Annotated in this window: 18 protein-coding genes and 1 tRNA gene; 6 read left to right on the top strand and 13 right to left on the bottom strand. The window is 60.0% G+C overall.

Going from position 1 to position 24,422, the window contains the following annotated elements:
* Nucleotides 1–5: 5 nt before the first annotated feature.
* The gene (locus ABC383_RS17655) at nt 6–551 is read right to left on the bottom strand and encodes a hypothetical protein (protein WP_413015524.1); all 546 of its coding nucleotides are present in this window, start codon (nt 549–551) and stop codon (nt 6–8) included.
* Nucleotides 552–1,118: 567 nt separating this feature from the next.
* Between ABC383_RS17655 and ABC383_RS17650 the strand changes: the two genes are divergently transcribed.
* The 5 genes from ABC383_RS17650 to ABC383_RS17630 all read left to right on the top strand — a co-directional run bounded on the left by ABC383_RS17650 (nt 1,119) and on the right by ABC383_RS17630 (nt 10,191).
* Nucleotides 1,119–1,433, top strand: coding sequence for a hypothetical protein (locus ABC383_RS17650; protein WP_413015522.1), 315 nt, complete (start codon nt 1,119–1,121; stop codon nt 1,431–1,433).
* A gap of 28 nt (nt 1,434–1,461) precedes the next feature.
* Nucleotides 1,462–3,303, top strand: a complete 1,842-nt coding sequence (locus ABC383_RS17645) for an N-6 DNA methylase (protein WP_413015520.1) — start codon at nt 1,462–1,464, stop codon at nt 3,301–3,303.
* Nucleotides 3,304–3,390: 87 nt separating this feature from the next.
* Nucleotides 3,391–5,805: a type I restriction-modification system subunit M gene (locus tag ABC383_RS17640; protein ID WP_413015518.1), complete on the top strand. Its 2,415-nt coding sequence runs from the start codon at nt 3,391–3,393 to the stop codon at nt 5,803–5,805.
* The gene (locus tag ABC383_RS17635) at nt 5,802–7,208 is read left to right on the top strand and encodes a restriction endonuclease subunit S (RefSeq protein ID WP_413015516.1); all 1,407 of its coding nucleotides are present in this window, start codon (nt 5,802–5,804) and stop codon (nt 7,206–7,208) included. The genes ABC383_RS17640 and ABC383_RS17635 overlap by 4 nt, the downstream gene beginning before the upstream one ends.
* Nucleotides 7,195–10,191: a type I restriction endonuclease subunit R gene (locus tag ABC383_RS17630; protein WP_413015514.1), complete on the top strand. Its 2,997-nt coding sequence runs from the start codon at nt 7,195–7,197 to the stop codon at nt 10,189–10,191. Before ABC383_RS17635 ends, ABC383_RS17630 begins: the two co-directional genes overlap by 14 nt.
* Nucleotides 10,192–10,328: 137 nt before the next feature.
* On the opposite strand, the gene ABC383_RS17625 is transcribed toward ABC383_RS17630, so the two are convergent.
* The 3 genes from ABC383_RS17625 to rpoD all read right to left on the bottom strand — a co-directional run bounded on the left by ABC383_RS17625 (nt 10,329) and on the right by rpoD (nt 13,419).
* Entirely contained in the window at nt 10,329–10,874 is a 546-nt protein-coding gene (locus ABC383_RS17625) for a hypothetical protein (protein ID WP_413015512.1), read from the bottom strand.
* A 142-nt stretch (nt 10,875–11,016) separates the two neighbouring features.
* Nucleotides 11,017–11,095 (bottom strand) — tRNA-Ile (locus ABC383_RS17620).
* 83 nt (nt 11,096–11,178) lie between these two features.
* Nucleotides 11,179–13,419, bottom strand: a complete 2,241-nt coding sequence (rpoD, locus tag ABC383_RS17615; protein WP_413015510.1) for an RNA polymerase sigma factor RpoD — start codon at nt 13,417–13,419, stop codon at nt 11,179–11,181.
* 31 nt (nt 13,420–13,450) lie between these two features.
* Between rpoD and ABC383_RS17610 the strand changes: the two genes are divergently transcribed.
* Nucleotides 13,451–13,789 carry a hypothetical protein gene (locus ABC383_RS17610; RefSeq protein ID WP_413015508.1) on the top strand — a complete coding sequence of 113 codons (339 nt, stop codon included), beginning with the start codon at nt 13,451–13,453 and terminating at the stop codon, nt 13,787–13,789.
* A 95-nt stretch (nt 13,790–13,884) separates the two neighbouring features.
* Here ABC383_RS17610 and dnaG read toward each other — a convergent pair whose 3' ends face one another.
* The 9 genes from dnaG to nirD all read right to left on the bottom strand — a co-directional run bounded on the left by dnaG (nt 13,885) and on the right by nirD (nt 24,395).
* The gene (dnaG, locus tag ABC383_RS17605; RefSeq protein WP_413015507.1) at nt 13,885–15,690 is read right to left on the bottom strand and encodes a DNA primase; all 1,806 of its coding nucleotides are present in this window, start codon (nt 15,688–15,690) and stop codon (nt 13,885–13,887) included.
* A 30-nt stretch (nt 15,691–15,720) separates the two neighbouring features.
* Entirely contained in the window at nt 15,721–16,170 is a 450-nt protein-coding gene (locus tag ABC383_RS17600; RefSeq protein WP_413016417.1) for a GatB/YqeY domain-containing protein, read from the bottom strand.
* Between the two features lie 106 nt (nt 16,171–16,276).
* Nucleotides 16,277–16,489, bottom strand: a complete 213-nt coding sequence (gene rpsU / locus ABC383_RS17595) for a 30S ribosomal protein S21 (RefSeq protein WP_005665410.1) — start codon at nt 16,487–16,489, stop codon at nt 16,277–16,279.
* Between the two features lie 79 nt (nt 16,490–16,568).
* On the bottom strand, nt 16,569–17,765 hold the full coding sequence (locus ABC383_RS17590) for a BaiN/RdsA family NAD(P)/FAD-dependent oxidoreductase (protein ID WP_413015503.1): 1,197 nt from the start codon (nt 17,763–17,765) through the stop codon (nt 16,569–16,571).
* Nucleotides 17,766–17,833: 68 nt separating this feature from the next.
* Nucleotides 17,834–18,607, bottom strand: a complete 774-nt coding sequence (cobA, locus tag ABC383_RS17585) for a uroporphyrinogen-III C-methyltransferase (RefSeq protein ID WP_413016415.1) — start codon at nt 18,605–18,607, stop codon at nt 17,834–17,836.
* Nucleotides 18,582–19,580 carry a DNA-binding protein YbiB gene (gene ybiB, locus ABC383_RS17580; RefSeq protein ID WP_413015501.1) on the bottom strand — a complete coding sequence of 333 codons (999 nt, stop codon included), beginning with the start codon at nt 19,578–19,580 and terminating at the stop codon, nt 18,582–18,584. The genes cobA and ybiB overlap by 26 nt, the downstream gene beginning before the upstream one ends.
* 75 nt (nt 19,581–19,655) lie before the next feature.
* Nucleotides 19,656–21,161 carry a leucine-rich repeat domain-containing protein gene (locus ABC383_RS17575; RefSeq protein WP_413015500.1) on the bottom strand — a complete coding sequence of 502 codons (1,506 nt, stop codon included), beginning with the start codon at nt 21,159–21,161 and terminating at the stop codon, nt 19,656–19,658.
* Between the two features lie 85 nt (nt 21,162–21,246).
* On the bottom strand, nt 21,247–24,051 hold the full coding sequence (locus tag ABC383_RS17570; protein ID WP_413015498.1) for a nitrate reductase: 2,805 nt from the start codon (nt 24,049–24,051) through the stop codon (nt 21,247–21,249).
* Nucleotides 24,048–24,395 (bottom strand): nitrite reductase small subunit NirD, encoded by a 348-nt coding sequence (gene nirD / locus ABC383_RS17565; RefSeq protein WP_413015496.1) that lies wholly within the window; start codon nt 24,393–24,395, stop codon nt 24,048–24,050. The genes ABC383_RS17570 and nirD overlap by 4 nt, the downstream gene beginning before the upstream one ends.
* Nucleotides 24,396–24,422 lie beyond the last annotated feature (27 nt).

The raw sequence follows: 24,422 nt of genomic DNA, 5'->3' as shown, positions 1-24,422 counted from the left end.
CCAAGTTAATCAGGAGAGTTGGCGGGCTTGGCGTGCTTGACCGAGATCGTCTTGCGCTTTTCGAAAGTCGCTAGCTCAACCACTGGCTGTGCCGATAATGAGTCGGCGTCTACCTGGCTGCCATCTAGCGTGAGCAGTGCAGCTTTCCACTTGGTCCAGTCCCCGACGACTACGTGCTTTGCTTCGTTCTCTGTGTCGCGAGTAAGCGCGCGTTCCGCATGTAGGATGGCTAGGAGGAAACCGACGTTGTTCGAACTCTTGCCTGTTATGAAAGCGGCCCTCAGAGCCTTGGAGGCGAAAGCTGGCTGATCGAGTTTGGCGATGAGCTCCTGAATGCGATCGACAGGAATGTATTCACGACTGAAATATCCGCTACTGGAGTTGTGGGTAATCGCGATGAAAAGTGTGGTGCGGCCGGGATCACAGGATATTGTGTAGCCAATGCTGCCATCAGCGTACTTGCCGAGCTTCCTGGCAGTTGCGCTTTTCAGAGTGATGTACTGCGGGGCGGGAGAGGCAGACGCCTCGGTTGTTGAAGTTGCGTTATTCATAGCTGTTTCCTTTGTAAGCCGCCTGCGCGGATTGCAGGCTCACACAAAAAAGCCCAATGACATCGAATGTCATTGGGCTCGTCTGAAAGCGGCATGTAGTGCCGCGAGAGGTTGTCGCCGTGCCTAGCGCCTGTACTTGAATTCGACGGAAAAATCGAGGCTACGTGGAAGAAGCGTTTGTTTGATGCTCATAGGGCGAGCGTTGACAGTGATCGGCACTCGGCCGCCTGAACGCCGAGTGCGGCTCTGTCCTGCGAATTGCCATGAGGGTGAGGCTGTAACTTTCACCATTTTTGTTGGTTTCCTTTCTTGAAGTGAGTTCTTAAAGGCCAAGTCGTGGCCATAGATCTTGGTCGAGCGACCATCAAAATCATATATGCGTGAAAACTATGCAAGTTCAGCAACACGCACTGCTTTACTACCCGATCCGGTTGCTGGATTTCAATTTTTTCCTGTCCATATCTGCTCCATGCAAACAAACAAAGAAAAAGTACAATCAAGATTTGTATTGACACATCTTTTTCTTAGCACTACTATTGTTTTCATGAGCTACTCAAGAAGATGAACATGCAGATGGCAACGAACAAAAGCTTCCATTCAATGCGCTACCGTAAGGCGACGCTCCGGCTCGCTGAACATGCGAAGAAGAGAAAACAGCAACGAGCGATCTCGTCAGGGCAGGTTGAATTAATTGTATTTTTCGGGGAAGGAATGCATGACAGGCGTGGTGGAATTCGTTGCGTTATGACTGCCAATGCACTCTCGCGCCTTGAACGAGTGCTGGGACATACCTCGCGCTTAGATAGCCTTCAGGGCTGCTACGTCATTCTCGATGCAGTAGACGAACGTACCGTTATAACAGTTGGACACCTGTATCTATAAATCGCGGAACTAAAAAAGTATGAGATCGATGACCTCCACTACGACGCAGTCACCGGGACTTGCAACGATGCAGTCTTTGCTTGACGCTGTTAGGTCCTCAAAAGCAATTCGAGGTTCAGACGCCGTGCTCTATTGTCTGGCATGGTTGACAGTAAGCCGGCTACTTATCCGTGGAGACATTACACGCTTTCGGCAACTGCCAGACCTTTTACTGCAGGAGTGTTGGATTAGCGCCGTAGACGCTGGCTTGCCTGAAGCCGCAATGTCAGTTGTCTGGACGGACGCTAAAGATGGTCGCTCAGAAGAGGCGTTTAAAGTAAAAATATTAGCAATAACCGCCGAATTTGCAGGACAGCCGGAGACGGGTGAAGAAAGCTTGGGTGTCTCAATTGCAGACCAGTTCTTGGCTTCGAACATCCATCAGTTTGGCGTTAGTCGTTACGACCCGGGTCTTTGTGACCTACTCATTGGACTTTTAGATGGGGGACAAGGCGACCTTCTCTGGATTCCATTTGATCCTACTGGACAGCTGAGTGTCAGAGCATTGTTTCGTGGATATTATGTTCTAGCTGCCGGGCCATTATCCGATGTCTGGACTGAAACGGCTTTGCGACTGCTTGCATTAATTGACAACACCCATGCTCGACTGACGACAGACATACAAAAAAATCCGAGCAGCCCCGCACACATAGAAATGCCGAATATTGAATACCTGGTTGCCTGCCCGCCTCTTGGTATGAGAGTCCCGTTGCAGACTGGGTGGCGACGATGGGAAGGATCTAAGCTAGACCTAGCTGGTAGTGACGCCGTCTACAAGAAAATAGGTAGCCAAACGAGTGTTCAACTGGATAGAGCAGAATCATGGACTATTGCTGCCTTTTGGCCGCACGTCAAAAAGAGGGCTGTGTTTTTAACCACGCCTAATTTGCTTTTCTCGAAAGGACAGGAGCAGCGACTGCGTGAACTTCTCGTTATCGGAGCTCGACAGCCTGTGGCCGTGGTGTCCTTGCCTCCAAAAGTAATTACCAATACAGGCATTGTGTCGGCAGCTCTTGTAATGGATCGAAATCGTCGGAACGACAGCCTACGGATGGTCGACGCTTCTAAATTAACGCTTGAATCAAAGTCAACGATGAAGTTCTCTCGCTTACTGGATGTCCAACGGGTACTTAAATTGATTGCTAGCCCAGTAGCGGAGGATGTGACTGCCAAAGACATCCTGCTTGATGAAGTCGCCGACCAAGAGTGCAACTTGATGCCAAATCGGTATCTATTGGCTCACGCAGTGGATGATGGCGAACGCATTGCCCTGGGAGAACTGGTCCAGTCCATTGTTAGGGCGCCGATTGCGACAAAGGATGCCACAGCCATCACAGTTCAAGAGATAGGTATTGTCGACCTTGGGCAATGGTCCAGGCTAACTGGACCTTTCACAAAGACTACAACCGTTCAGGCGAAGAAATTATCAGACTATGTCCTTGCTGAAGACGACATTCTTGTTTCGGTCAAAGGAACCCTAGGAAAGGTTGGTCTCCTAAGCCCCGTTAGGTGTGGTGAAGGAAACGGGCAAAGCCAAGCCGTCTGCTCACAAAGCTGCATTGCTCTTCGCGTCAACAAACAGCAGGTCAACGTACTAGCGCTATATCTCTACCTGTGTTCGGAAGACTTTCGAAGTCAACTTGATGCACTCCGGGTAGGTGTGTCTGTTTCCCATATTACGCCGAGCAATTTACTTCAAGACATCAAGGTCCCCCGACAAAAGCTTCTTAGCGCCCGGGAAGCGGAGGAAATCTTCAGTGAACTGTGCCGACTAGAAGCTGAGGTGCTCCAAGCGCATGAACGCATAGATGAAATCCGGCGCTGCCTATAGTTACAAGTTCCTCGGGCACGCAAAAGAATCAAGTTGGGAAAGCTCCAATAAAACTAGGAATAAAAATTACAGAAGTTTCGACAAAATATGACCAAAAATCCTCCTACAACCAAAGCCAAGTTGGCCCAAGATCAGAGCCAGCTGAAGTGGATTGCCGACTTCATTTGGAACATCGCCGATGACCGACTGCGCGATGTGTATGTGCGCGGCAAATACCGTGACGTGATTCTTCCCTTCACAGTGCTGCGTCGACTCGACGCCGTGCTAGAGTTGACCAAGCAGGCGGTGCTCGAGCGCAAGAAGTTTCTTGACACGCACAAAGTGGCCGAGCAAGACGGCGCACTGCGCATGGCTGCTGGGCAGGCGTTCTACAACACTTCCGATTTCACGCTGGAAAAGCTCAAGGCCAGCAGCGCGGGCCAGCGACTGCGCGACGACTTCATCGACTACCTCGACGGCTTCTCGCCCAACGTCCAGGAAATCCTGACCAAGTTCAAATTCCGCGACCAGATTCAAACGCTGGTCGATGCTCACGTCCTCGGCTACCTTATCGAAGACTTCCTCGACTCCGAAGTCAATCTCTCTCCGCTGCCGGTCAAGGAGGCTGATGGCCGGATCAAGCTGCCCGCACTGGACAATCACGGCATGGGCACGGTGTTCGAAGAACTGATCCGCCGTTTCAACGAAGAGAACAACGAAGAGGCTGGCGAACACTTCACGCCACGCGACGTGGTGAAGCTGATGGCCAAGTTGCTGTTCCTGCCGGTGGCCGACCAAATCCAGTCCGGCACCTACCTGCTGTACGACGGCAGCTGTGGCACGGGCGGCATGCTGACGGTGGCCGAAGAGGCGCTGCACGAACTTGCAGCAAGCCACGACAAGGAAGTTTCGATTCACCTGTTTGGACAGGAAATCAATCCCGAAACCTATGCCATCTGCAAAGCAGACCTGTTGCTCAAGGGTGAAGGCGACGAGGCAGAGAACATTGTCGGCGGCGCGGATAAGTCCACATTGTCGGCCGACCAGTTCTGGTCTCGCGAGTTCGACTTTATGATCTCTAACCCGCCTTACGGCAAAAGTTGGAAGACCGACCTTGACCGGATGGGCGGCAAGAAGGGGTTTAACGATCCACGGTTCATCGTCAGTCACGGCGGTGATGCCGAGTTCAAGCTTATTACCCGTTCCAGCGACGGGCAGCTCATGTTCCTGGTGAACAAGCTGCAGAAGATGAAGCACAACACGCCGCTCGGCAGTCGCATCGCGCTGGTGCATAACGGCTCCGCTCTGTTCACCGGCGACGCGGGCCAGGGCGAAAGCAATGTTCGCCGGTGGGTGCTGGAGAATGACTGGCTCGAGGCCATCATCGCCCTGCCACTCAATATTTTCTACAACACGGGCATTGCCACGTACATCTGGGTGCTGGCCAACAAGAAGCCCGCACACCGGCGCGGCAAAGTCCAGCTGATCGACGCCTCGCAGTGGTTCTGGCCACTTCGGCGCAACCTCGGCAAGAAGAACTGCGAAATGGCGGACGCGGACATTGAACGCATCCTGAAGCATTACCTTTGCCAGCCGCCCGCCGATACGGAAGCCGCGAAAGCAACGCCGGAGTGCAAGTGGTTCGATAACGCCGACTTTGGCTACTGGAAGATCACGGTCGAGCGTCCGCTGCGCCTCAAGAGCCAGCTCAAGCGCAGCGCCATCGAAAGTCTGCGCTTTGCCACGAGCGACGAAGCACTGCGCAGCGAAATCTACACAAAGTACAGCGACAAGCTGTACACGGATTTCGCCAAGCTCAAGCCTGAGATCGAGGCATGGCTCAAGGGTGATGACGGCGACGAGGATGCCGACGACGAGTCGGATGACGAAGACGTCAAAACCACCAAAAAAGTTGTTCCGGAGAAACGGCGCAAGAAGCTGCTCGACCCCACGACATGGCTGCGCGACAAGACCCTGGTGGAACTGGCCAAGCTCGCACAGCACGAACTTGGTGAAGGCGTGTTCGACGACCACAACGAGTTCCGTGCGCGCTTCGACGCCGTGATGAAGGCGCACAACAAAAAGCTAGGTGCGCCTGAGAAAAAGGCTATCTACAAAGCGGTAAGCTGGCGCGACGAAACGGCGCCGCCCGTTGTCGCCAAGCGCAGCAAGCTCAAGGTGGGCGAGCATTTCGAGCCGGGCTACGACGGTGCATACCTAGAAACCGAGGGTGAGGATCGCTTCATGGTCGAGTACGAAGCCGATACTGACCTGCGCGACACCGAGCAGGTACCACTCAAGGAAGTCGGCGGTATCGAGCCCTTCTTCGTGCGCGAAGTGCTACCTCACGCGCCGGATGCCTGGATCGCGATGGACGCCACCAAGATCGGCTATGAGATCTCGTTTGCGCGCTACTTCTACAAGCCGACCCCACTGCGCACTCTGGAAGAGATTCGCGCAGACATCCTCAAGCTGGAGCAGCAGACCGAAGGCTTACTGCACAAGATCGTGGGGGCAGAATGATGAAAGCGCCGAACGCCTATCCAGGCTACCGCACGGCCCGCATGCGCTGGCTGCCGCCCGTGCCCGAACATTGGAACGAACAACGGGCCAAGACCTTCTTCCGCGAAGTGGACGAGCGCTCTAAGACCGGACAAGAAGAGTTGCTCTCCGTTTCCCACCTGACAGGCGTCACGCCGCGCAGCCAGAAAAACGTCACCATGTTCAAGGCTGCGAGCTATGTTGGCTCCAAGCTGTGTCGCCCCGGCGACATCGTAATCAACACGCTGTGGGCGTGGATGGCGGCGCTTGGTGCAAGCCGGCACGCGGGCATCATCAGCCCGGCCTACGGCGTGTACCGCCCGCACCACGCCGACAGCTTCAATCCGGCATATCTTGACTATCTGCTGCGCACCCGCGCCTACGTTGCCGAATACATCGGGCGCTCAACCGGCATCCGATCTTCCCGCCTTCGTCTGTATCCGAACCAGTTTCTCGACATCGCGCTGCTGCAACCGCCTCGCCCCGAGCAAGACCAGATCGTCGCCTACCTGCGGGCGCAGGATGCTCACATCGCCCGCTTCATCAAGGCCAAGCGCGACCTCATCGGCCTGATCAACGAGCAGAAGCTGCGCATCATCGATCACGCCGTGACGCGCGGGTTGAATGCCATGGTCGCTTTGAAGCCTTCCGGTATCGAATGGCTGGGCGATGTGCCCAAGCATTGGTTGATTAAACCCCTCAAGCGATGGGTTCGCCTGAATGAGAGCACCTTGGGAGAAAAGACCGATCCGGATTTCGAGTTTCGTTACCTCGACATAGGGTCTGTGAAGACCGGGCGATTGGCAAAGGAACTCGAACGACTCCGTTTTGCAAACGCACCGTCGCGGGCGCGTAGGGTGCTCCGGCGTGGCGACACGATTATCTCGACTGTTCGCACGTACCTGAAAGCCATCTGGTACGTCAACGAAGAGGCCGACGATCTGATCGCTTCCACTGGCTTCGCGGTGCTGACGCCCGGACACGAGGTTGAGCCCGAATATCTCGGCTATGTGATTCAAAGCACTGGCTTCGTCAATCGGGTCACTGCCAATTCAATCGGCATTGCCTACCCAGCGATTGCTGAGAGCGTGCTTGGCCGATTCCCTGTTGTGATGCCTTCGACGTTAGAAGAGCAACGGGCGATCCTTGCCCACATTAAGACCGAAAGTGCGCCCCTTGATCAAGCTATTGAGCAGGCGCTGACCGAGATCAAGCTGATCCGCGAGTACCGCGACCGGCAGATTACCGACGTCGTCACTGGCCAAGTAGACGTGCGTGGCTGGGCGCCGAGCCCGGACGATGTGGTGGCCGAGGAAGACCTGATAGCACTGGGTGGCGACGAAGAAATTGATACCGATGGGGAAGAAGACGATGACGACAACTGACACCAGTGAGAAGGGGCTGGAATCCCTGATCGTCCACGACCTCTGCACCGGCGGCGGCTATGTGCAGGGCCAGTCCTCCGATTACAACCGCGACGTGGCGGTGGACGTGGTGCAGTTGCTGGCGTTTCTGCAGGCCACGCAGCCCACAGTCGTCACCGCGCTGGAACTGACAAATGAAGGCATCAAGCGCACGCAGTTCCTGCACCGTATCCAGGGGGAGATCGCTAAGCGCGGCGTGGTGGATGTGCTGCGCAAAGGTGTCAGCCACGGCCCCGCGCACGTCGACCTGTATAAGCTGCTGCCAACGCCGGGTAACGTCAGCGCCGCAGAGAACTTCGGCAAGAACATCTTCAGCGTCACCAGACAGCTGCACTACAGCAACGACGAGTCGCAGCGCTCGCTGGACATGGTGATCTTTATCAACGGCCTGCCTGTGCTGACCTTTGAGTTAAAGAACTCGCTGACCAAGCAAACCGTGGCTGACGCCATCACACAGTACCAGACCGACCGCAACCCGAACGAGTTGTTGTTCCAGCTCGGGCGCTGCGTGGCGCATATGGCGGTGGACGATGCCGAGGTGCAGTTTTGCCCGCACCTCACCGGTAAGACCTCGTGGTTCCTGCCATTCAACCAAGGCTGGAACAGCGGCGCTGGCAACCCGCCTAACCCGCACGGCCTGAAAACAGACTACCTGTGGAAGCAGGTGCTGCAGAAGGACTCGCTGGCCAACATTATTGAGAACTTTACTCAGGTGGTGGAAGAGGAAGACGAAAAAGGCAAGAAACGACGGAAACAGGTATTCCCGCGTTTTCACCAACTGCGCACCGTCCGCGCCTTGCTGCGCCGCTCCCGCGAGGGCGGCGTCGGTAAGCGCTACTTGATCCAGCACTCAGCAGGCAGCGGCAAGAGCAATACCATTGCGTGGCTGGCACACCAATTGGTCGAACTTAAGACCACTGCCGATGCGATGTTGGCCCAATTCGATTCCGTCATCGTCATCACCGACCGGCGCGCGCTGGATACCCAGATTGCCCGCACCATCAAGAGCTACGACCACGTTGCGTCGATCTTCGGCCACTCGGAGGATGCATCCGAGTTGCGCACCTTCCTGCGCAAAGGCAAGAAGATTATCGTGACAACGGTACAGAAGTTCCCATTCATCCTCGATGAGCTGGGCGATCTCGGCAGCAAGAAGTTCGCACTCCTGATCGACGAAGCGCATTCCAGCCAGGGTGGCAAGACTACCGCCAAGATGCACATGGCCCTGTCGGGCGCAGCTGGTAGCGATGAGGATGACGACCAATCCGTCGAGGACGCCATCAACAAGCTGATCGAGTCGCGCAAGATGCTGCCGAACGCCAGCTACTTCGCGTTTACGGCCACACCGAAAAACCGGACCCTGGAGTTGTTCGGCGAGCGCTACGTGGAAGGTGGCGAAGCACACTACCGTTCGCCGGAGGAACTGACCTACACGACCAAACAGGCGATCCAGGAGGGCTTCATCCTCGACGTGATTGCGAATTACACGTCGGTGGACAGCTTCTACCACGTCGCCAAAACGGTGGAGGAAGACCCAGACTTCGACAAGGCCAAGGCACTGAAGAAAATCCGTCACTATGTCGAATCCCACGACAAAGCCATCCGCAAGAAGGCCGAGATTATGGTCGATCACTTCGTGGCGCAGGTGGCGGGCAAGCAGAAGATCGGCGGTAAGGCGCGTGCGATGATCGTCTGCAACGGCATCGCACGGGCTATCGACTACTACCGGGAGGTGTCGGACTACCTCGCCACGATCAAAAGCCCGTATAAGGCTATCGTGGCGTACTCGGGCGATTTTGAAATTGGCGGTGTGAAGAGGACCGAGGCCGATCTCAATGTCTTCCCGAGTAAGGACATTCCGTCCAAGCTCAAGCAAGACCCATATCGCTTCCTGATCGTCGCCAACAAGTTCGTTACCGGCTTTGACGAACCCCTGCTACACACGATGTACGTGGACAAGCCGCTGGCTGGCGTGCTGGCGGTGCAAACGCTGTCACGCCTGAACCGGGCGCACCCACAAAAGCGCGATACCTTCGTGCTGGACTTTGCCGACAACGCAGAGGCGGTAAAGGCAGCCTTCCAGGACTACTACCGCGCCACAATCCAGACCGGCGAAACAGACCCCAACAAGCTGCACGACCTGAAGAATGATTTGGATGCAAAGCAGGTATACAGCTGGCAGCAGGTCGAGGACTTTGTGGCGCTCTACGTCACCGGCGCAGACCGGGACAAGCTCGACCCCATTCTCGATGCCTGCGTTGCCGAGTACATCGGTAACCTGAATGAAGACGATCAAGTCGAGTTCAAGGGCAAGGCCAAGGCCTTCGTGCGGAGTTACGGCTTCCTCGCGGCGATTCTGGCTTACGGCCACCCGGCTTGGGAGAAGCTGGCGATCTTCCTGAACTTTCTGATCCCGAAACTTCCGGCCCCCAAAGAGGAAGACCTGTCCAAGGGAGTACTGGAAGCAATCGATATGGACAGCTATCGGGTAGAAGCGCAGGCGTCACTGAAGATGTCGATGGACGATGCAGATGCCTCCATCGAACCTCTCCCGCCCGGCGGTGGCGGTGGTGGCGGCACGCCCGATATCGACAAGCTGTCGAACATCATCATGGCCTTCAACGATATGTTCGGCAACATCGAGTGGAAAGACGGCGATAAGATTCGTAAAGTCATCACTGAGGAGATTCCGGCGCGTGTGGCGCAAGACAAGGCCTACAAAAACGCGCAGGCCAATTCCGACAAGCAGAATGCGAAGCTCGAACACGACAAGGCACTGAATCGCGTGGTGTTGGAGTTGATTGCCGATCACACGGAGCTGTTCAAGCAGTTCAGCGATAACTCTAATTTCAAACGCTGGCTGACGGATATGGTGTTCGATGCAACCTATCACGCTGGCTCAAAGCCACCGAAGGCACCACCACAGTTAGGTGCGCAGATCTGAGGTAAGTGCAGGTTAGATGGAGAGACAAACAATGACCAAACTATCCAAAACCGAATAAAAAGCAAGCTTCTCACTTTTAGTCGAGAAGCTGTGCGCCTTCTACTTCTGAATACCGTTGGCACCACTAATTTCAAGTATCACTTTTCATCGATTTTTGTAGCTTGATTGAATCGATCGACATCTTGAATTTGAGAATTTCGTATTACCGCGTTAATTACATTGGTTGGTGATTTTTTTCCAAGCTTCCTTTGAGGATGAAGCCGTGCCCATTCAAGTGATTCCTCCACCCCCCAGTCCCGAAACCAAGGCTCTCGTTGAGCTGATGCGACAAAAATGTCGACTCTCTCACCAAGATTCTTATGACACGCAGCGCATACGCACACGCATTTGTCGATCTCTTTCAGGATTGTTAGCATTTTAGCCCTGCTTGCTAGCAGTCCTGATATTGTTTTATCCTTCATCTTTGGGACTACGTGATGAAATTGCAAGTTATTTGGGTCTGACTCGTCACAGAGTAAGCATCCCAAATCTCTTTTAATTTGACTCACTATCTCCCGCTTCTTGTTGCGCACAGCTTTCCGTTCTCTGGATATCGCGGCATGCCATGGTGGATTTGCCAATTTTTTCTTCTGAGCGTGCTTTCGGGCTGCTTCTCTTTGTTTCTCAGGATCTTTGTATGGCATTTTTCTTATGCTTTTAGAATTTGCGCTTGGAATACCGAGTCGGCAAAAAAATAAGTGGCTTTTGTTACCGTAGGATGGACCAGAAATGGACCAGAAACTGAAAAGGCTTACGCGAATTTTCCGCGTAAGCCTTTGTTTTTATTGGTGGGCCTCCCGTGAGTCGAACACGGCACCAACGGATTATGAGTCCGCTGCTCTAACCAAGCATGAGCTAGAGGCCCAATTGGGCGGCAAGCCTGGCTTGCCAAAACTGCACGGCCCTTGGTCAGGGCCGGCAGCATTGTACAACGAAAAGTGTGGTGGATTAACTGCCTTCGAGGAAACTCTTCAGCTTGTCCGAACGCGACGGATGACGCAGTTTTCTCAGGGCCTTGGCTTCTATCTGGCGGATCCGCTCGCGGGTGACATCGAACTGTTTGCCCACTTCCTCCAGGGTGTGGTCGGTCGACATCTCGATGCCAAAACGCATCCGCAGCACCTTGGCTTCACGTGGCGTCAGCGAGTCCAGAACGTCCTTCACCACGCCGCGCATGGACGCGTGCAGTGCCGCGTCGGAAGGCGCCAGCGTGTTGTTGTCCTCGATGAAATCGCCCAGATGCGAGTCGTCATCGTCGCCGATCGGGGTTTCCATCGAGATCGGCTCCTTGGCGATCTTCATGATCTTGCGGATCTTGTCTTCTGGCATTTCCATCTTGACCGCCAGCGTCGCCGGATCCGGCTCCGCACCGGTTTCCTGCAGGATCTGGCGCGAGATCCGGTTCATCTTGTTGATGGTTTCGATCATGTGCACCGGGATGCGAATCGTGCGCGCCTGGTCCGCGATCGACCTGGTGATGGCCTGGCGTATCCACCAGGTGGCATAGGTCGAAAACTTGTAGCCGCGACGGTACTCGAACTTGTCCACCGCTTTCATCAGACCGATATTGCCTTCCTGGATCAGGTCCAGGAATTGCAGGCCGCGGTTGGTGTACTTCTTCGCAATCGAGATCACCAGGCGCAGGTTGGCCTCGGTCATTTCACGCTTGGCCTTGCGCGCCTTCATTTCGCCGGCGGCCATTTTCTTGTTGATGTTGCGCAGGTCGGGCAGCGGCAGCACCACGCGGGCCTGCAGGTCGATCAGCTTCTGCTGCAGCTCCTTGATGGTGGGCACATTGCGGCCCAGGACCACGCTGTAGGGATGATTGCCAGCGACCTCGCCATCGATCCAGTCCAGGTTGGTTTCATTGCCCGGGAAGACCTTGATGAAATGGTTGCGCGGCATGCCGCACTTGTTGACGGCCACGTCCAGGATCTGCTTCTCGATGTGGCGCACTTCATCGACCTGGCCGCGCAGCGTGTCGCACAGCTTCTCGACCACCTTGGCAGTAAACCGAATGCCCAGCAGCTCGTTGGAAATGGCTTCCTGCGCGCGGACGTAGGCCTTGGAGTTGTACCCTTCCTTCTCGAACGCCTTGCGCATGTTGTCGAACTGCTCGGCAATCACGCCGAACTTGCCCAGCGCGTCGCGCTTGAGCTGCTCGAGCTGCTCGGCCGAGAAGCCCGCGGCGCCGGCGGCGGTGCCGGTTTCCTCTTCTTCCTCGTCCTCTTCCTCGTCGCCCTCTTCCTCGTCTTCGTCATCGGCATCAGCGGCAACGACAGCCGGCGCGGGCGCCGCTTCGGTCTGGTTCTCGTCGACCAGGCCATCCACCATTTCGTCGATCTTGGTCTCGTCCTTGGAAATCCGGTCGGCGGCGGCAAGAATTTCGGAGATCGTGGTCGGGCAGGCGGAAATCGCCTGGATCATGTCCTTCAGGCCGTCCTCGATGCGCTTGGCGATCTCGATCTCGCCTTCCCGTGTCAGCAGCTCGACCGAACCCATCTCGCGCATGTACATGCGCACCGGGTCGGTGGTGCGGCCAAAGTCGGAATCGACCGTCGACAGCGCCGCCTCGGCGGCGGCTTCGGCGTCGTCGTCGCTGGCGGCCGAGGCGACGCTGTCGGACAGCAGCAGTTGCTCCGCGTCCGGCGCGTGCTCGTAGACCGCGATGCCCATGTCGTTGAAGGTGCCGATGATGCCTTCGATCGCTTCCGGGTCGACGATGTTTTCCGGCAGGTGGTCGTTGATTTCCGAATAGGTCAGGAAACCGCGCTCCTTGCCGAGCTTGATCAGGGTCTTGAGCTTTTGCCGGCGCCGCTCGAGTTCTTCCTCGCTCGCCTCGGTGTCGGACGAGAACGCATCTTTCAACAGCGCCTTTTCCTTGGCCTTGCGGTCGCGTGCCTTGGCCTTGTCGGCCGCCTTCAGTTCGGCGCGCTCGACCGCATTCAATGCCGCGACTTCCTCGTTCTCGGGCTGGAAGTCCTTGGGCTTGCGGCCGCGACGGCCGGGCACCTTCACGCTCGGGAGCACGTAGCCGGAGGTATCGATCGCGGCGAGCGTCGCCGCGTCTGTGGTCTGGCTGACAGCGCCCATGGCCGGGGTTACGGATGTCTCTTGCCTGGTCTCGACAGGCGCTGCCGGCTTGGCGGTCTTTCCGGCAGCTTTGGATTCGGTTTTCTTGGTTGTCACGGGAGCTTTCAATTGCGCAGAAGCCGGCTCTATGGCCGCTTTGGATGAAGATTTTTCCACTTGCCGGCTTGCCTTGCCTGGCTTGGCCGTCGCTGTTTCAGGCCTGGGAGTGGATGCTCGTTTTGCTGGGGATGATGTGCTGGCGGTAGACACCGTGGCTGCACGGGAAACCGCTTTCGGCGCGCTGGCGCCGACCTTGTCCGCCGGTGTGCCCGGCGCTGTCTGGGCCTCGGTTGCCGGGGCCGCCTGGTGTTTCACGGGTTTCTTCATTGCGTTCGCCATGGAATCAAAACCAACAGTTTGCGGACTTGCGCCCTACATCAGATTGATTGCGTATCGCGCAAAAGTGCAGCGCTATGGTATTTCATGAACTGCTGAAACCGGACCTACAAAACGCCTAAGATCTTGAATAAAAAGCTTTAAATAATAACATAGCATACTATCGCACAAGCAACATTGCCAATTTCAGCGCAATTTCGCCTCGGCTGCCGCCTGCTGCTTCAACTCCTCGCGTTCCGTCATTAACTGGCGGTAACGCGCATGCGATTCGGGAGTCATGGCGCCGGCTGCCAGCCTTTCCATTTCTGCATTCAACTGCTTCAACCGTGTCTGCCGTACCGCGCCGGCCAGTTCCGCTCTTGCGCTTTCGACATCATATTCGGTATCGGCCGCAATCACGCTGATCAGTGCGTCGAACTCCGGGCCGGCGGCGCGCAGGCGCTCTGCCAGCCCGGCGAAATTGGCCTGGTCGCCCATGGCCCGCGCCTCGGAGATCAGCTGCGACAGCAGCGCACCACTGTCGGGCGATACCTGGGCCAGCGCTTGCAGCGATGACTGGTCCATCTCGGCGGCCAGTACCGGCTGGGCGATCAGCAACCGGATCACCTTCTTTTCCAGCCCTTCCGGCGCCGAACGGCTGCCGGCACGGGGCGGCGCCGCGCGTTGCGGCGCGACAGCCACCGGATTGCTCAGTTCAAACAGCGCTTCGATCTCGGCCGGCGTGGTTTGCGTCAGGTTGGCCAGGCTGCGTACCAGTTGCAGGCGCAAGGACGACGGCGGCATTGCCTGCAGCATCGGTTTGGCATGGAACTGCGCCTTCGCGCGACCCTCGGCGGTGTGGAGTTCGCCTTCGGCGCTGACTTCGCCGATCAGGAACTGCGATAGCGGCATCGCTTCACGCACCAGTTCCTCGAATGCCTCGGCGCCGTGTTCGCGGATATAGCTGTCGGGGTCGTGGCTGGCCGGCAGAAACAGGAACCGCATGCTCTTGCTGTCGCCGGCGTGGACCAGGCAAGCGTCCAGTGCGCGGCGGGCAGCGCGCCGGCCGGCGGCGTCGCCGTCGAAGCTGAACACGACATGGTCGGTCTGACGCAGCAGTTTCTGCACATGAACCGGTGTACAGGCAGTACCCAGGGTCGCCACTGCCTGTGGAAATCCAAGCTGGGCCAGTGCCACAACATCCATATATCCCTCAGTGACCAGTACATATCCGGCTTCCCGGATCGCTTGCCGCGCCTCGAACAAACCGTATAGCTCGCTGCCTTTCTGAAATAGGGGCGTCTCGGGCGAATTCAAGTATTTCGGTTCGCCACTGTCCATGACACGGCCACCAAAGGCGATCACCTGGCCCTTGGTGTTGCGGATGGGGAACATGATGCGATCACGAAAACGGTCGTAACGCTTGTGCGGCGCACCGCCCTCTTCCGCGGCCCGGTCGATCACCAGGCCGGCTTCCACCAGCGCCGGATCGGCATAGTCGGGAAAGGCGGCGCGCAGGCTGTCCCAGCCGGCGGGCGCATAGCCCATCGCAAAGCGGGCGGCAATCTCGCCGGTCAAGCCGCGTTTTTGCAGATAGGCAATGGCTTGCGGCGCGGTGCGCAGTTGCTGGCGGTAGAAGTCGGATGCGCGCGACATCGCCTCCGACAGCGCCAGGCTCTTCGCCTGGGCCTCGGCGCGCCTGGCCGACGGCACCCGACTTTCGTCTTCCGGCACCGTCATGCCGGCGTTCTGCGCCAGTTCCTTGATGGCCTCGACATAGCCGAGGCCGGAATATTCCATCAGGAAGCCGATCGAGGTGCCATGGGCGCCGCAGCCGAAGCAGTGGTAGAACTGCTTGGTCGGGCTGACGGTGAAGCTCGGGGATTTTTCGTTATGGAATGGGCACAGGCCCATGTAGTTGGCGCCGCCCTTTTTCAGCTGGACGAAGCGGCCCACCACGTCGACGATGTCGACGCGGGCGAGCAGGTCCTGGATGAAGGATTGCGGAATCACGACGGCATCACAGCCGCAGGCCGGCCGTTATCAGCGATTGGCAAGAGCCGATTTCACCTGGGCGGAAACGGCCGTCATGTCGGCGCGTCCAGCCAGTTTCGGCTTGAGCACGGCCATCACCTTGCCCATGTCCTGCGGGCCGGCGGCGCCGGTGGCGGCCACTGCCGCGGCAACCTCGGCCTGGACTTCCGCTTCCGACAGGGCGGCCGGCATGTAGGCCGACAGCACTGCCAGCTCGCTCTTCTCGGCATCGGCCAGGTCCTGGCGGCCGCCTGCTTCGAACTGGCTGATGGAGTCGCGGCGCTGCTTGATCATCTTGTCGATGATGGTCTGCACCTGGGCGTCGTCGAGCTCGATGCGCTCGTCGACTTCCTTCTGCTTGATGGCGGCAGTCAGCAGGCGGATGGCGCCAAGGCGCTGGGCATCCTTGGCGCGCATGGCCGCCTTCATGTCCTCGGTGATTTTTTCCTTCAGGCCCATGATGATCCTTTTCAACGATCCGGCGAGCGGATCAATAAATGCCAAAACCCGCTGCGGACTTTCCGGAGCGGGTTGCCACCTCAACCGCAGCGTGTGCGGCGGGTAATCAGTACAGTTTTTTCGGCAATTGCTGGCTGCGGATGCGCTTGTAGTGGCGCTTCACTGCAGCGGCCAGCTTGCGCTTGCGCTCAGCGGTCGGCTTCTCATAAAACTCGCGCGCCCGCAGTTCGGTCAACAGGCCGGTTTTCTCAATGGTGCGCTTGAAGCGACGCATAGCGACTTCGAACGGCTCGTTTTCTTTAAGGCGAATAGTGGTCATGTACAAAAACCAAAGGTTTGGAATGGGAAGACGGCGAGTATAACAGCCCTTTTTTTCAAAAGGAAGGTGTTTGTGCGATTTAAATTGCTTTCCCGGCAGCGACGCCGGAGGCCCATGCCCACTGGAAGTTGTATCCGCCCAGCCAGCCGGTAACGTCGACCGCCTCGCCGACGAAATACAGGCCGGGCACCGCGTTGACCATCATGCTTTGCTGCGACAGCGCGCGGGTATCGACGCCGCCGCGGGTGACTTCGGCCTTGCGGTAGCCTTCCGAGCCGTCGGGCGTGATGGTCCAGCGGTTCAGGGTGTCGCCCAGCCGGCGCAGCTGCTTGTCCGGCATGTCGGCCGGGCGGGCGGCGGGATCGAAGCCGTTCGCCGTCAGCAGGCCTTCGGCCAGCCGCGACGGCAGCCACTGCGACAGATGGTTCACCAGGTTCTTGCGGATGGCGCCCTTGTCGCGCAGCAGTTCATCGCCGACATCGACTTCCGGCAGCAGGTTCAGCGACAGCGTCGCCGCGTCTTTCCAGAAACTGGAAATCTGCAGCACCGCCGGGCCGGACAGGCCGCGATGGGTAAAGAGAAGGTCTTCGCGGAACTGCATGCGGGTTTTCTTTGCGCCGGTTTCGATGTCGACCGGCAGCGCAATGCCGGCCAGCGGCACGAAGGGCTGCCAGGCGGCCAGGTCGAAGGTCAGCGGCACCAGCGCCGGGCGCGGCTCGATCAGGGGAATGTCGAACTGGCGGGCGATCCGGAATGCAAAGTCGGTGGCGCCGATTTTCGGGATCGACAGGCCGCCGGTGGCGATCACCACCGATCCGGCGCGCAGTTCGCCGCCTTCGGTGGCAATGACGAAGTCCTCGCCTTCCCTGCGCAGCGACTGCACTTTGGTGGGCATGCGCCATGCCACGCCGCCGGCGTCGCACTCGGCCTTGAGCATGGCGATGATGTCCTCGGCGGAACGATCGCAGAACAACTGGCCCTTGTGCTTCTCATGCCAGGCGATGCCATGGCGCTTCATCAGGCCGAGAAAATCCTGCGGCGTGTAGCGCGACAGCGCGCTGCGGCAGAAATGCGGGTTCTCCGACAGGAAATTCTGCGGACCGGCGTCGATATTGGTGAAATTGCAGCGGCCGCCGCCGGAGATGCGGATTTTTTCCGCCAGTCGGGTAGCGTGGTCGATCAGCACCACCCGCTTGCCGCGCTGGCCGGCGACGCTGGCGCACATCATGCCGGCCGCGCCGGCGCCGATTACCGCGACATCAAAATGCTGGGACATGGCAGGACTTCAGAAAACGAAGCCGCGATTGTAGCGGCATTGGTCTGCCGGCGTGAGCGGGCGTGCTCCTAGGCCGCGATCGCTTGCTCCAGCGACGCGCCGGCGGCGCAGCGCACCACGTCGCCGATGACGATGATGCTGGGGCTGCCCAGGCCGGAAGCCGCAAGCGCCGTGGGCAACGCGCCCAGCGTGGTGATGAGCTGGGCCTGGGCGGCGCCGGTGGCCGAGCGCACCACCGCCACCGGCGTGTCGGCAGGCTTGCCGCCAGCCAGCAGGGCTGCCTGGATCTCCGCGCAGCGGGCCACGCCCATGTAGATCACCAGCGTCAGGTCCAGCCGGGCCAGCGTGGCCCAGTCGGGATTGTCGTGCTCGGTCTTGCCATGGCCGGTGATGAAGATGGCGCCCTGGCTGTAGGCACGGTGCGTCAGCGGCACGCCGATGGCAGAGGGCGCGGCCAGTCCGCTGCTGATGCCGTTGACGACCTCGACCTCGATGCCGGCGGCGCGCAGCGTGGCGCATTCCTCGCCGCCACGGCCGAAGATGAACGGGTCGCCCCCTTTCAGGCGCACCACGCGGTGGCCGGCGCGCGCCTCGGCCACCAGCAGCCGCTCGATGAATTCCTGCGGCGTGGACTGGCAGCCGCCGCGCTTGCCGACCTCGACGATGCGCACCCCGGGCCGCGCATGCTGCAGCACGTCACGGTTGACCAGGTCGTCCAGCAGCACCACGTCGGCTGCGGCGATGGCCCTGGCGGCCTTGATGGTGAGCAGTTCGGGGTCGCCGGGACCGGCGCCGACCAGAAATACCTTGCCTGTGCTACCTGCCTTCGATGCTGCGTTCATCATGCCTACCCTGCTTTTGCTGTAACAGCCTCGCTACATGCAAGCAGTGTTCCACCTGCTCGGCAATGGGCGCCGGCACCGGCTCCCTTCCCTCCAGCGCTGCCCTGATCCATGCAGCGGTCGTGGCTGCATCACTTTGGGCAGGCAGCGGCGGCATTTCATCGACCGGGGCCTGCCTTTGCACCAGCGTAGTGCGCTCATGGTCATGAAACCATTCGATCTGCTGCGCCCGCTTGGCATTGGCCACGGTTTCGCCTTCGGTGCCGCGCATCAGGAATGCGTCCCCCTTGCCCACCGGCGCGGCATGGCTCAAGTACTCGCTCAGCATGGTCAGGTATTCCGGATGGGTATAGGACACCAGCCGCAGCGCCGCGCCGGCAAAAGGCTGCATGATCTTGACCAGCGTATGGGTCGAGTTGCGCACGCCCAGCACGCGCCGCAATGACAGCAGATGCGCCATTTTCTGCGCCAGCGCATCGACCGGCATGAAGGCCGGCAGGCCCTGCGCAAACAGCGCGGCGGCCTGCGCCGGGCTGCTGGCCGGCGCGATCTGCAGTTCATGCAGGATCTCGGCGGTGGTGACCCGGCCCGGATCCGTCACCACGCCATGGATCAGCACCGGCGCGCCGGCGCGGGCCAGCAGCAGCGCCAGCAGCGGCGTGAGATTGGGCATCTGGCGTGATCCGTTATAGCTGGGGATCACGATGGGCGCGAAGGCGGCGGCGGGGACGGCAAGCGGCTCGAACGACGCTTCGCCGGCATCCAGGAAGCCGGCGATTTCATCGACCGATTCGCCCTTGATGCGCATGGCCAGCATCAGGCCGCCCATTTCGAGGTCGGAAACGCGGCCGTCCAGCATGGCGGCGTACAGATCGCGGGCATCGTCGCGCGACAGGCTGCGCGCGCCTTTTTTGCCGCGGCCGATCTCCTTGATGAAGCGGGCGGCGGGAAAGGAAGTAGTTTCAGTATTCATGGCCGCAAGCTTACTATGCCGGCTGCCCTGCGCGCGACCCTGATCGGCTGCCCAGGTCCTGTGGGCAGACGGGACTCAGGACTGCGGTGGGACGCTGACGCCTCCTCTGAAAGGCGCATAGCGGATCACCTTCAGCTGTGGACTAGCCCGCTGCAGCTCTACCATCTCGGCCTGAAAACTCTGCAGATCGCGATAGCCGATCTCGAGTTGCCGGATCACGGCATTGTTTCGCAATGCCCTCAGCACCTCTTTCTGTACCCTGCTGCTCCCGGCGTTGCCTGCAATGGTGCAGTCGACCAGTTCCATGCGGACGATGGAGCGGTTCGCGGCAAGACCCTGGATCAACGGTTCTATGCCGTCGGGGAAAGCGCAGCACCGGAACTTCAGCGTATGCAAGCCGGTTTGCGCGGCAAGCTTCTGCGCCAGGCCGGCCAGATGTTCGGCCTGCAGGGTCAGTTGGGAAAGGCCCAGCTTGGTCAGGGAGCCTGGATGGAGCAGGCTGGCCAGCAACGGGTAGCCCGGTGTCTCCTCCGGTATTTTTCCTGCCAGGCAAAGCGACTTGATGGAAGGCCTGGCACGTATCAGAGCGGCAAGCCTCGCATAGTCCATGCCGGCGCTCAGGCCCTGCAGGATCAGGCCGCCAGGCTGGGCGGCGCACTCTTCCAGCAGGCCCAGCACCTGGCTTGCGCAGTCGCCTGTCGTATCGTCCCGAAGGTCAAGCGACAGGCGTTGCAGGCACGGATTGACACGCAGGAATTGTGCAAGCGGCGACACCATTGAGGCCTTGATCTGGATACCCGTAACATCCATCGGGGTGTCGCTTTCCAGCAGGGTCGACAGGGTAGCCGTCAGTTTCTCAATGACCAAAGGCTCCAGAGCGGCGTTGATCTGCAGGCTGAGTTGACGCCGTTCCGCAGGCGGCTGGCTCTTGAGGCCAGCAACAATCAGGTGGAGAAAGCAGGCGATCTGGCCCGACGCCGAGGTACATGCCACCATTTCCAGGTGCCGCCAACCATTGCTGGCAATCAGGCCGGCGGCAATCTGGCTCAGGCCGGGCTCATCGAGGAAGACGCTGACATGCCGGTAACGCTCGCCCAGCCCGCGTGCATAGTTTCTGATCAGCCCACGGGGCTGGGAAGGCGCAACAAAGACGCCACGCATACTCTCCAGGCGATCTTTCCATTCCAGCGCCTGACGCTCCAGCAGGTTGACCGACGTCATGACCCGCTGCTGCCTTGCCTGCAGTGGCAATCTGCCTTCCCGATAGCAAGCCGGCAACGCAAGCTGCAGGCACTGCACGGCGCTGTACATTGGTCTGGATGTCCTGACAAGGCAGGACAAATGCTCTTCGCTCAGCCAGTCGACGATCTCGCCCAGCAGTTCCATCGGGAGCGCCATCAACGGACCGGGCGCCTCGGCGCCATCGGGATGCAGCGATGTCAGCACCGGCGGCCCGGCCTGGCCCGGCTCGTCGATGCGGCGTCGCTTGGTCTGCCCGACCTTGGGCGATGCTTCGTTGACATCCATGCCATCGGCATTGACGTCATGGGCGCGCTTGCACGCAATACTTCGGCTATCCATGTTCCCTCCGCTGTTGGACGGCCTGGGTTACGCAGGCCAGCAGCGGGTTCGGCAGATTAGGCGTGGCTCAAACTTGCTTCAGATTTCAGATAGCCTCCGCCCTGGCCATGGATTCATGCAGGATGATCTTCTTCAACTCCGGCACGCAGGAGCCGCAACTGGTGCCGCACTTGAGCCTTTGCTGCAGGCTGCACAGCGCTTCCTGCGGCGTGTCGGACGCCTGCGCGGCCAGCGCATCGACGATTTCCGACTCGGCCACGTTGTGGCAGTTGCAGACTACGCGGCCCCGTGCCTTGAAGCCCTGCGGCGCCGTTGCGGACGGCGACAGCAGCAGCCGGCCCAGCGCGGCCACTGGCTGCCCACCGTCGAGATACTCGCGCAGCCAGCTCTCGGCGGCGATATCGCCGGCCAGCGACACCGCTTCCAGCCGACCCTCGGCCAGCCGGAGATGGCGGGCATTGCCGCGCCGCCGGTCGTCGTAGCGCAATACCTGCGCACCCTCGATGCCGAAGCGCGCCTCGATCTCGGCGATCAGCGCCGGCTCGGCCGGGTAGTCATCCGCCGCGCGGAACAGCACGCCGGTCCGTTCGCGCCCGAACAGGGTGCAGGACGCGTAGGCGAAGCGCTTCATGTAGGGCCGCAGCGCGGCCTGCAGCCGCAGCACTTCGGCCGGCGCGGCCCAGCCGAACACCAGGAAGCGCCAGGGCAGCTCGGCCTTCAGTATCTTCACCGCGGCATGCTTGAGTTCAGGCTGGAACGAGTACGGGTCCAGCGCCGGCAGCGTCAGCGCATTGACGCCATGGCTGCCGCCGCCGTCGGCGCTGCGGCCGGACACATATTCCTGGCCCCAGTGCATCGCGACAAAGGCCTGGCCGCTGCGCATGTCGTCGCCGCCCGCCACCGGCAGCAGCTGCGAGCCGCGGCGGCTGGTGACATGCACCAGGTCGCCCTGCTTCAACAGGCGGCGCTCCATGTCGATCGGCGCCAGCACCACCGCCGGCTCGGCGGCATGCGAGAACAACTGTGCCACGGTGCCGGTGCGGCTCATGCCATGCCACTGGTCGCGCAGGCGGCCGGTCGTCATGCGGAACGGATAACGCGCATCGACCGGCTCGGCCACCGGCTTGTAGGGCGTGACCACGAAGCGGGCGCGGCCGCTGGCGGTGGGAAAGCGGCCGTCCTCATACAGCCGCTTGCGGCCGCTGGCGGCGCCTTCCGGGAACGGCCATTGCTGCGGTCCCTGTTCTTCCAGAATGCGATAGGACAGGCCGGTGATGTCGAGGTCGCGGCCGCGCGTGGTCTCGCGGTGCTCGTTCCAGATCGCTTCCGGGCTTTCATACGAAAACAGGCTGCGCTCCCGGCCCATCAGCATTTCAAGACGGCGCGCCACGTCGACCACGATGCGCCAGTCGTGACGGGCCTCGCCGGGCGGCGGCAGCACCGGCTTGAAGCGGGTGATGCGGCGCTCGGAATTGGTGACCGTGCCTTCCTTCTCGCTCCAGGTGGTGGCCGGCAGCAGCACGTCGGCATAGGCCACCGTGGCGGTGGAGCGATAGGCTTCCTGCACGATCACCAGCTCCGCATGCCGCAGCGCCTGCTGCACCAGGTTCTGGTCGGGCAGCGACTGGGCCGGGTTGGTGCAGGCGATCCACAGGATCTTGATCTCGCCGCTGCGCACCGCCTCGAACATCGGGATCGCGGTCTTGCCCGGCGTGGCCGGCACATCGTCCACGCCCCACAGCCGGGCCACTTCCGCGCGGTGTTCGGGATTGGCCAGGTCGCGATGGCCGGACAGCAGGTTGGCCATGCCGCCGACCTCGCGCCCGCCCATGGCATTGGGCTGGCCGGTCAGGGAAAACGGCCCGGCGCCGGGCTTGCCGATCTGGCCGGTGGCCAGGTGCAGGTTGATCAGCGCCGCATTCTTGGCGGTGCCCGACGACGACTGGTTCAGGCCCTGGCAATACAGCGACAGCGCGGCCTTGGCCTCGCCAAACCAGCGCGCCGCCTTGCCCAGGTCTTCCTCGCTGATGCCGCAGATGCCGGCCACATGCCTGGGCGTGTAGTCGCGCACCGCGTTCTTCAGTTCGGTGAATCCTTCGGTATGGCTGTCGATGAAGGCCTGATCGACCAGGCCCTCCCACAGGCAGATGTGCAGCAGGCCGTTGAACAGCGCCACGTCGGTACCCGGCAGGATCTGCAGGAACAGGTCGGCGTCGCGCGCGGTGTCGGTGCGGCGCGGGTCGGCCACGATCATGCGCAGGCCGGGATTGACGCGGCGCGCCTCCTCGATGCGGCGGTACAGGATGGGATGGGCATACGCGGTGTTGGAGCCGGCAATGAACAGCAGGTCGGCATGGTCGATGTCTTCATAGCAGGCCGGCGGCGCGTCCGCGCCCAGTGTCTGCTTGTAGCCCGCCACCGCGCTGGACATGCAGAGACGCGAATTGGTGTCGACATTGTTGGTGCCGATCAGGCCCTTGGCCAGCTTGTTGAAGACGTAATAGTCCTCGGTCAGCAGCTGTCCTGAGATATAGAAGCCGATGCTGTCGGGGCCATGGCGGGCGATGGTGTCGGCAATGCGCCGCGCCAGGAAGTCCCCGGTTTCTTGCCACGAGGCGGGACGCCGTTCCTCCGCCCGCGTCTCCCGAAGTTCCGGATGCAGCGCCCGCGCCTGCTGCTGCAGCAGCGGATCGGCGCTCAGGTGCAGCGTGCTGCCCTTGGTGCACAGCTTGCCGAGATTGGCGGGATGGTCCGGGTCGCCGCGCACGCCCACCACCTGCTGGCCGTCGCTCTGCACGATCACGCCGCAGCCCACGCCGCAGTAGCAGCAGGTGGTTTTCGTTTCCTTCAGACCGGCAGGTACAAATGGGGGATGGGAGAATGCATTCATGCGGCTTCATCCACCGTCGCGTTCAGTTCCGCGATATCCAGGTACACCTGGCCATCCTCCACCTTCACGCTGAACTTCTGCGTGCACCCCTCGTCCGGCGCTACCGCGCAGCCGGAGTGGAGCTCGATGCTCCAGTTATGCAATGGGCAGGCGACTCGCTCGCCGAACACGATGCCCTGCGACAGCGGCCCGCCGCGATGCGGGCAGCGGTCCAGCAGCGCGAACACGGCATCCTCGCTATTGCGGAAAATCGCCACGTCGGGCTGCGTTGCCCGCTTGACGACCCGTGCGCCAAGCACGGGAATGTCTGCGACGTTGCAGACGGCTTTCCATTGATTCGACATGCTGCTTCCTTTGATGGCTACGGTACG

The sequence above is a fragment of the Noviherbaspirillum phoenicis genome (assembly GCF_047237965.1).
In the GTDB taxonomy this organism is placed as follows: domain Bacteria; phylum Pseudomonadota; class Gammaproteobacteria; order Burkholderiales; family Burkholderiaceae_D; genus Noviherbaspirillum_A.
The sequence above is the reverse complement of the archived record's forward strand: the minus strand, read 5'-3'. Positions and strand labels throughout refer to the sequence as shown.

Bases quoted from the DNA above. Each gene is read 5' to 3' on its own strand.
- ABC383_RS17655 (WP_413015524.1), bottom strand. From the start codon at position 551: ATGAATAACGCAACTTCAACAACCGAGGCGTCTGCCTCTCCCGCCCCG.
- ABC383_RS17650 (WP_413015522.1), top strand. From the start codon at position 1,119: ATGCAGATGGCAACGAACAAAAGCTTCCATTCAATGCGCTACCGTAAG.
- ABC383_RS17645 (WP_413015520.1), top strand. From the start codon at position 1,462: ATGACCTCCACTACGACGCAGTCACCGGGACTTGCAACGATGCAGTCT.
- ABC383_RS17640 (WP_413015518.1), top strand. From the start codon at position 3,391: ATGACCAAAAATCCTCCTACAACCAAAGCCAAGTTGGCCCAAGATCAG.
- ABC383_RS17635 (WP_413015516.1), top strand. From the start codon at position 5,802: ATGATGAAAGCGCCGAACGCCTATCCAGGCTACCGCACGGCCCGCATG.
- ABC383_RS17630 (WP_413015514.1), top strand. From the start codon at position 7,195: ATGACGACAACTGACACCAGTGAGAAGGGGCTGGAATCCCTGATCGTC.
- ABC383_RS17625 (WP_413015512.1), bottom strand. From the start codon at position 10,874: ATGCCATACAAAGATCCTGAGAAACAAAGAGAAGCAGCCCGAAAGCAC.
- ABC383_RS17610 (WP_413015508.1), top strand. From the start codon at position 13,451: ATGGCCGCTTTGGATGAAGATTTTTCCACTTGCCGGCTTGCCTTGCCT.
- ABC383_RS17600 (WP_413016417.1), bottom strand. From the start codon at position 16,170: ATGGGCCTGAAGGAAAAAATCACCGAGGACATGAAGGCGGCCATGCGC.
- rpsU (WP_005665410.1), bottom strand. From the start codon at position 16,489: ATGACCACTATTCGCCTTAAAGAAAACGAGCCGTTCGAAGTCGCTATG.
- ABC383_RS17590 (WP_413015503.1), bottom strand. From the start codon at position 17,765: ATGTCCCAGCATTTTGATGTCGCGGTAATCGGCGCCGGCGCGGCCGGC.
- cobA (WP_413016415.1), bottom strand. From the start codon at position 18,607: ATGAACGCAGCATCGAAGGCAGGTAGCACAGGCAAGGTATTTCTGGTC.
- ybiB (WP_413015501.1), bottom strand. From the start codon at position 19,580: ATGAATACTGAAACTACTTCCTTTCCCGCCGCCCGCTTCATCAAGGAG.
- ABC383_RS17575 (WP_413015500.1), bottom strand. From the start codon at position 21,161: ATGGATAGCCGAAGTATTGCGTGCAAGCGCGCCCATGACGTCAATGCC.
- ABC383_RS17570 (WP_413015498.1), bottom strand. From the start codon at position 24,051: ATGAATGCATTCTCCCATCCCCCATTTGTACCTGCCGGTCTGAAGGAA.
- nirD (WP_413015496.1), bottom strand. From the start codon at position 24,395: ATGTCGAATCAATGGAAAGCCGTCTGCAACGTCGCAGACATTCCCGTG.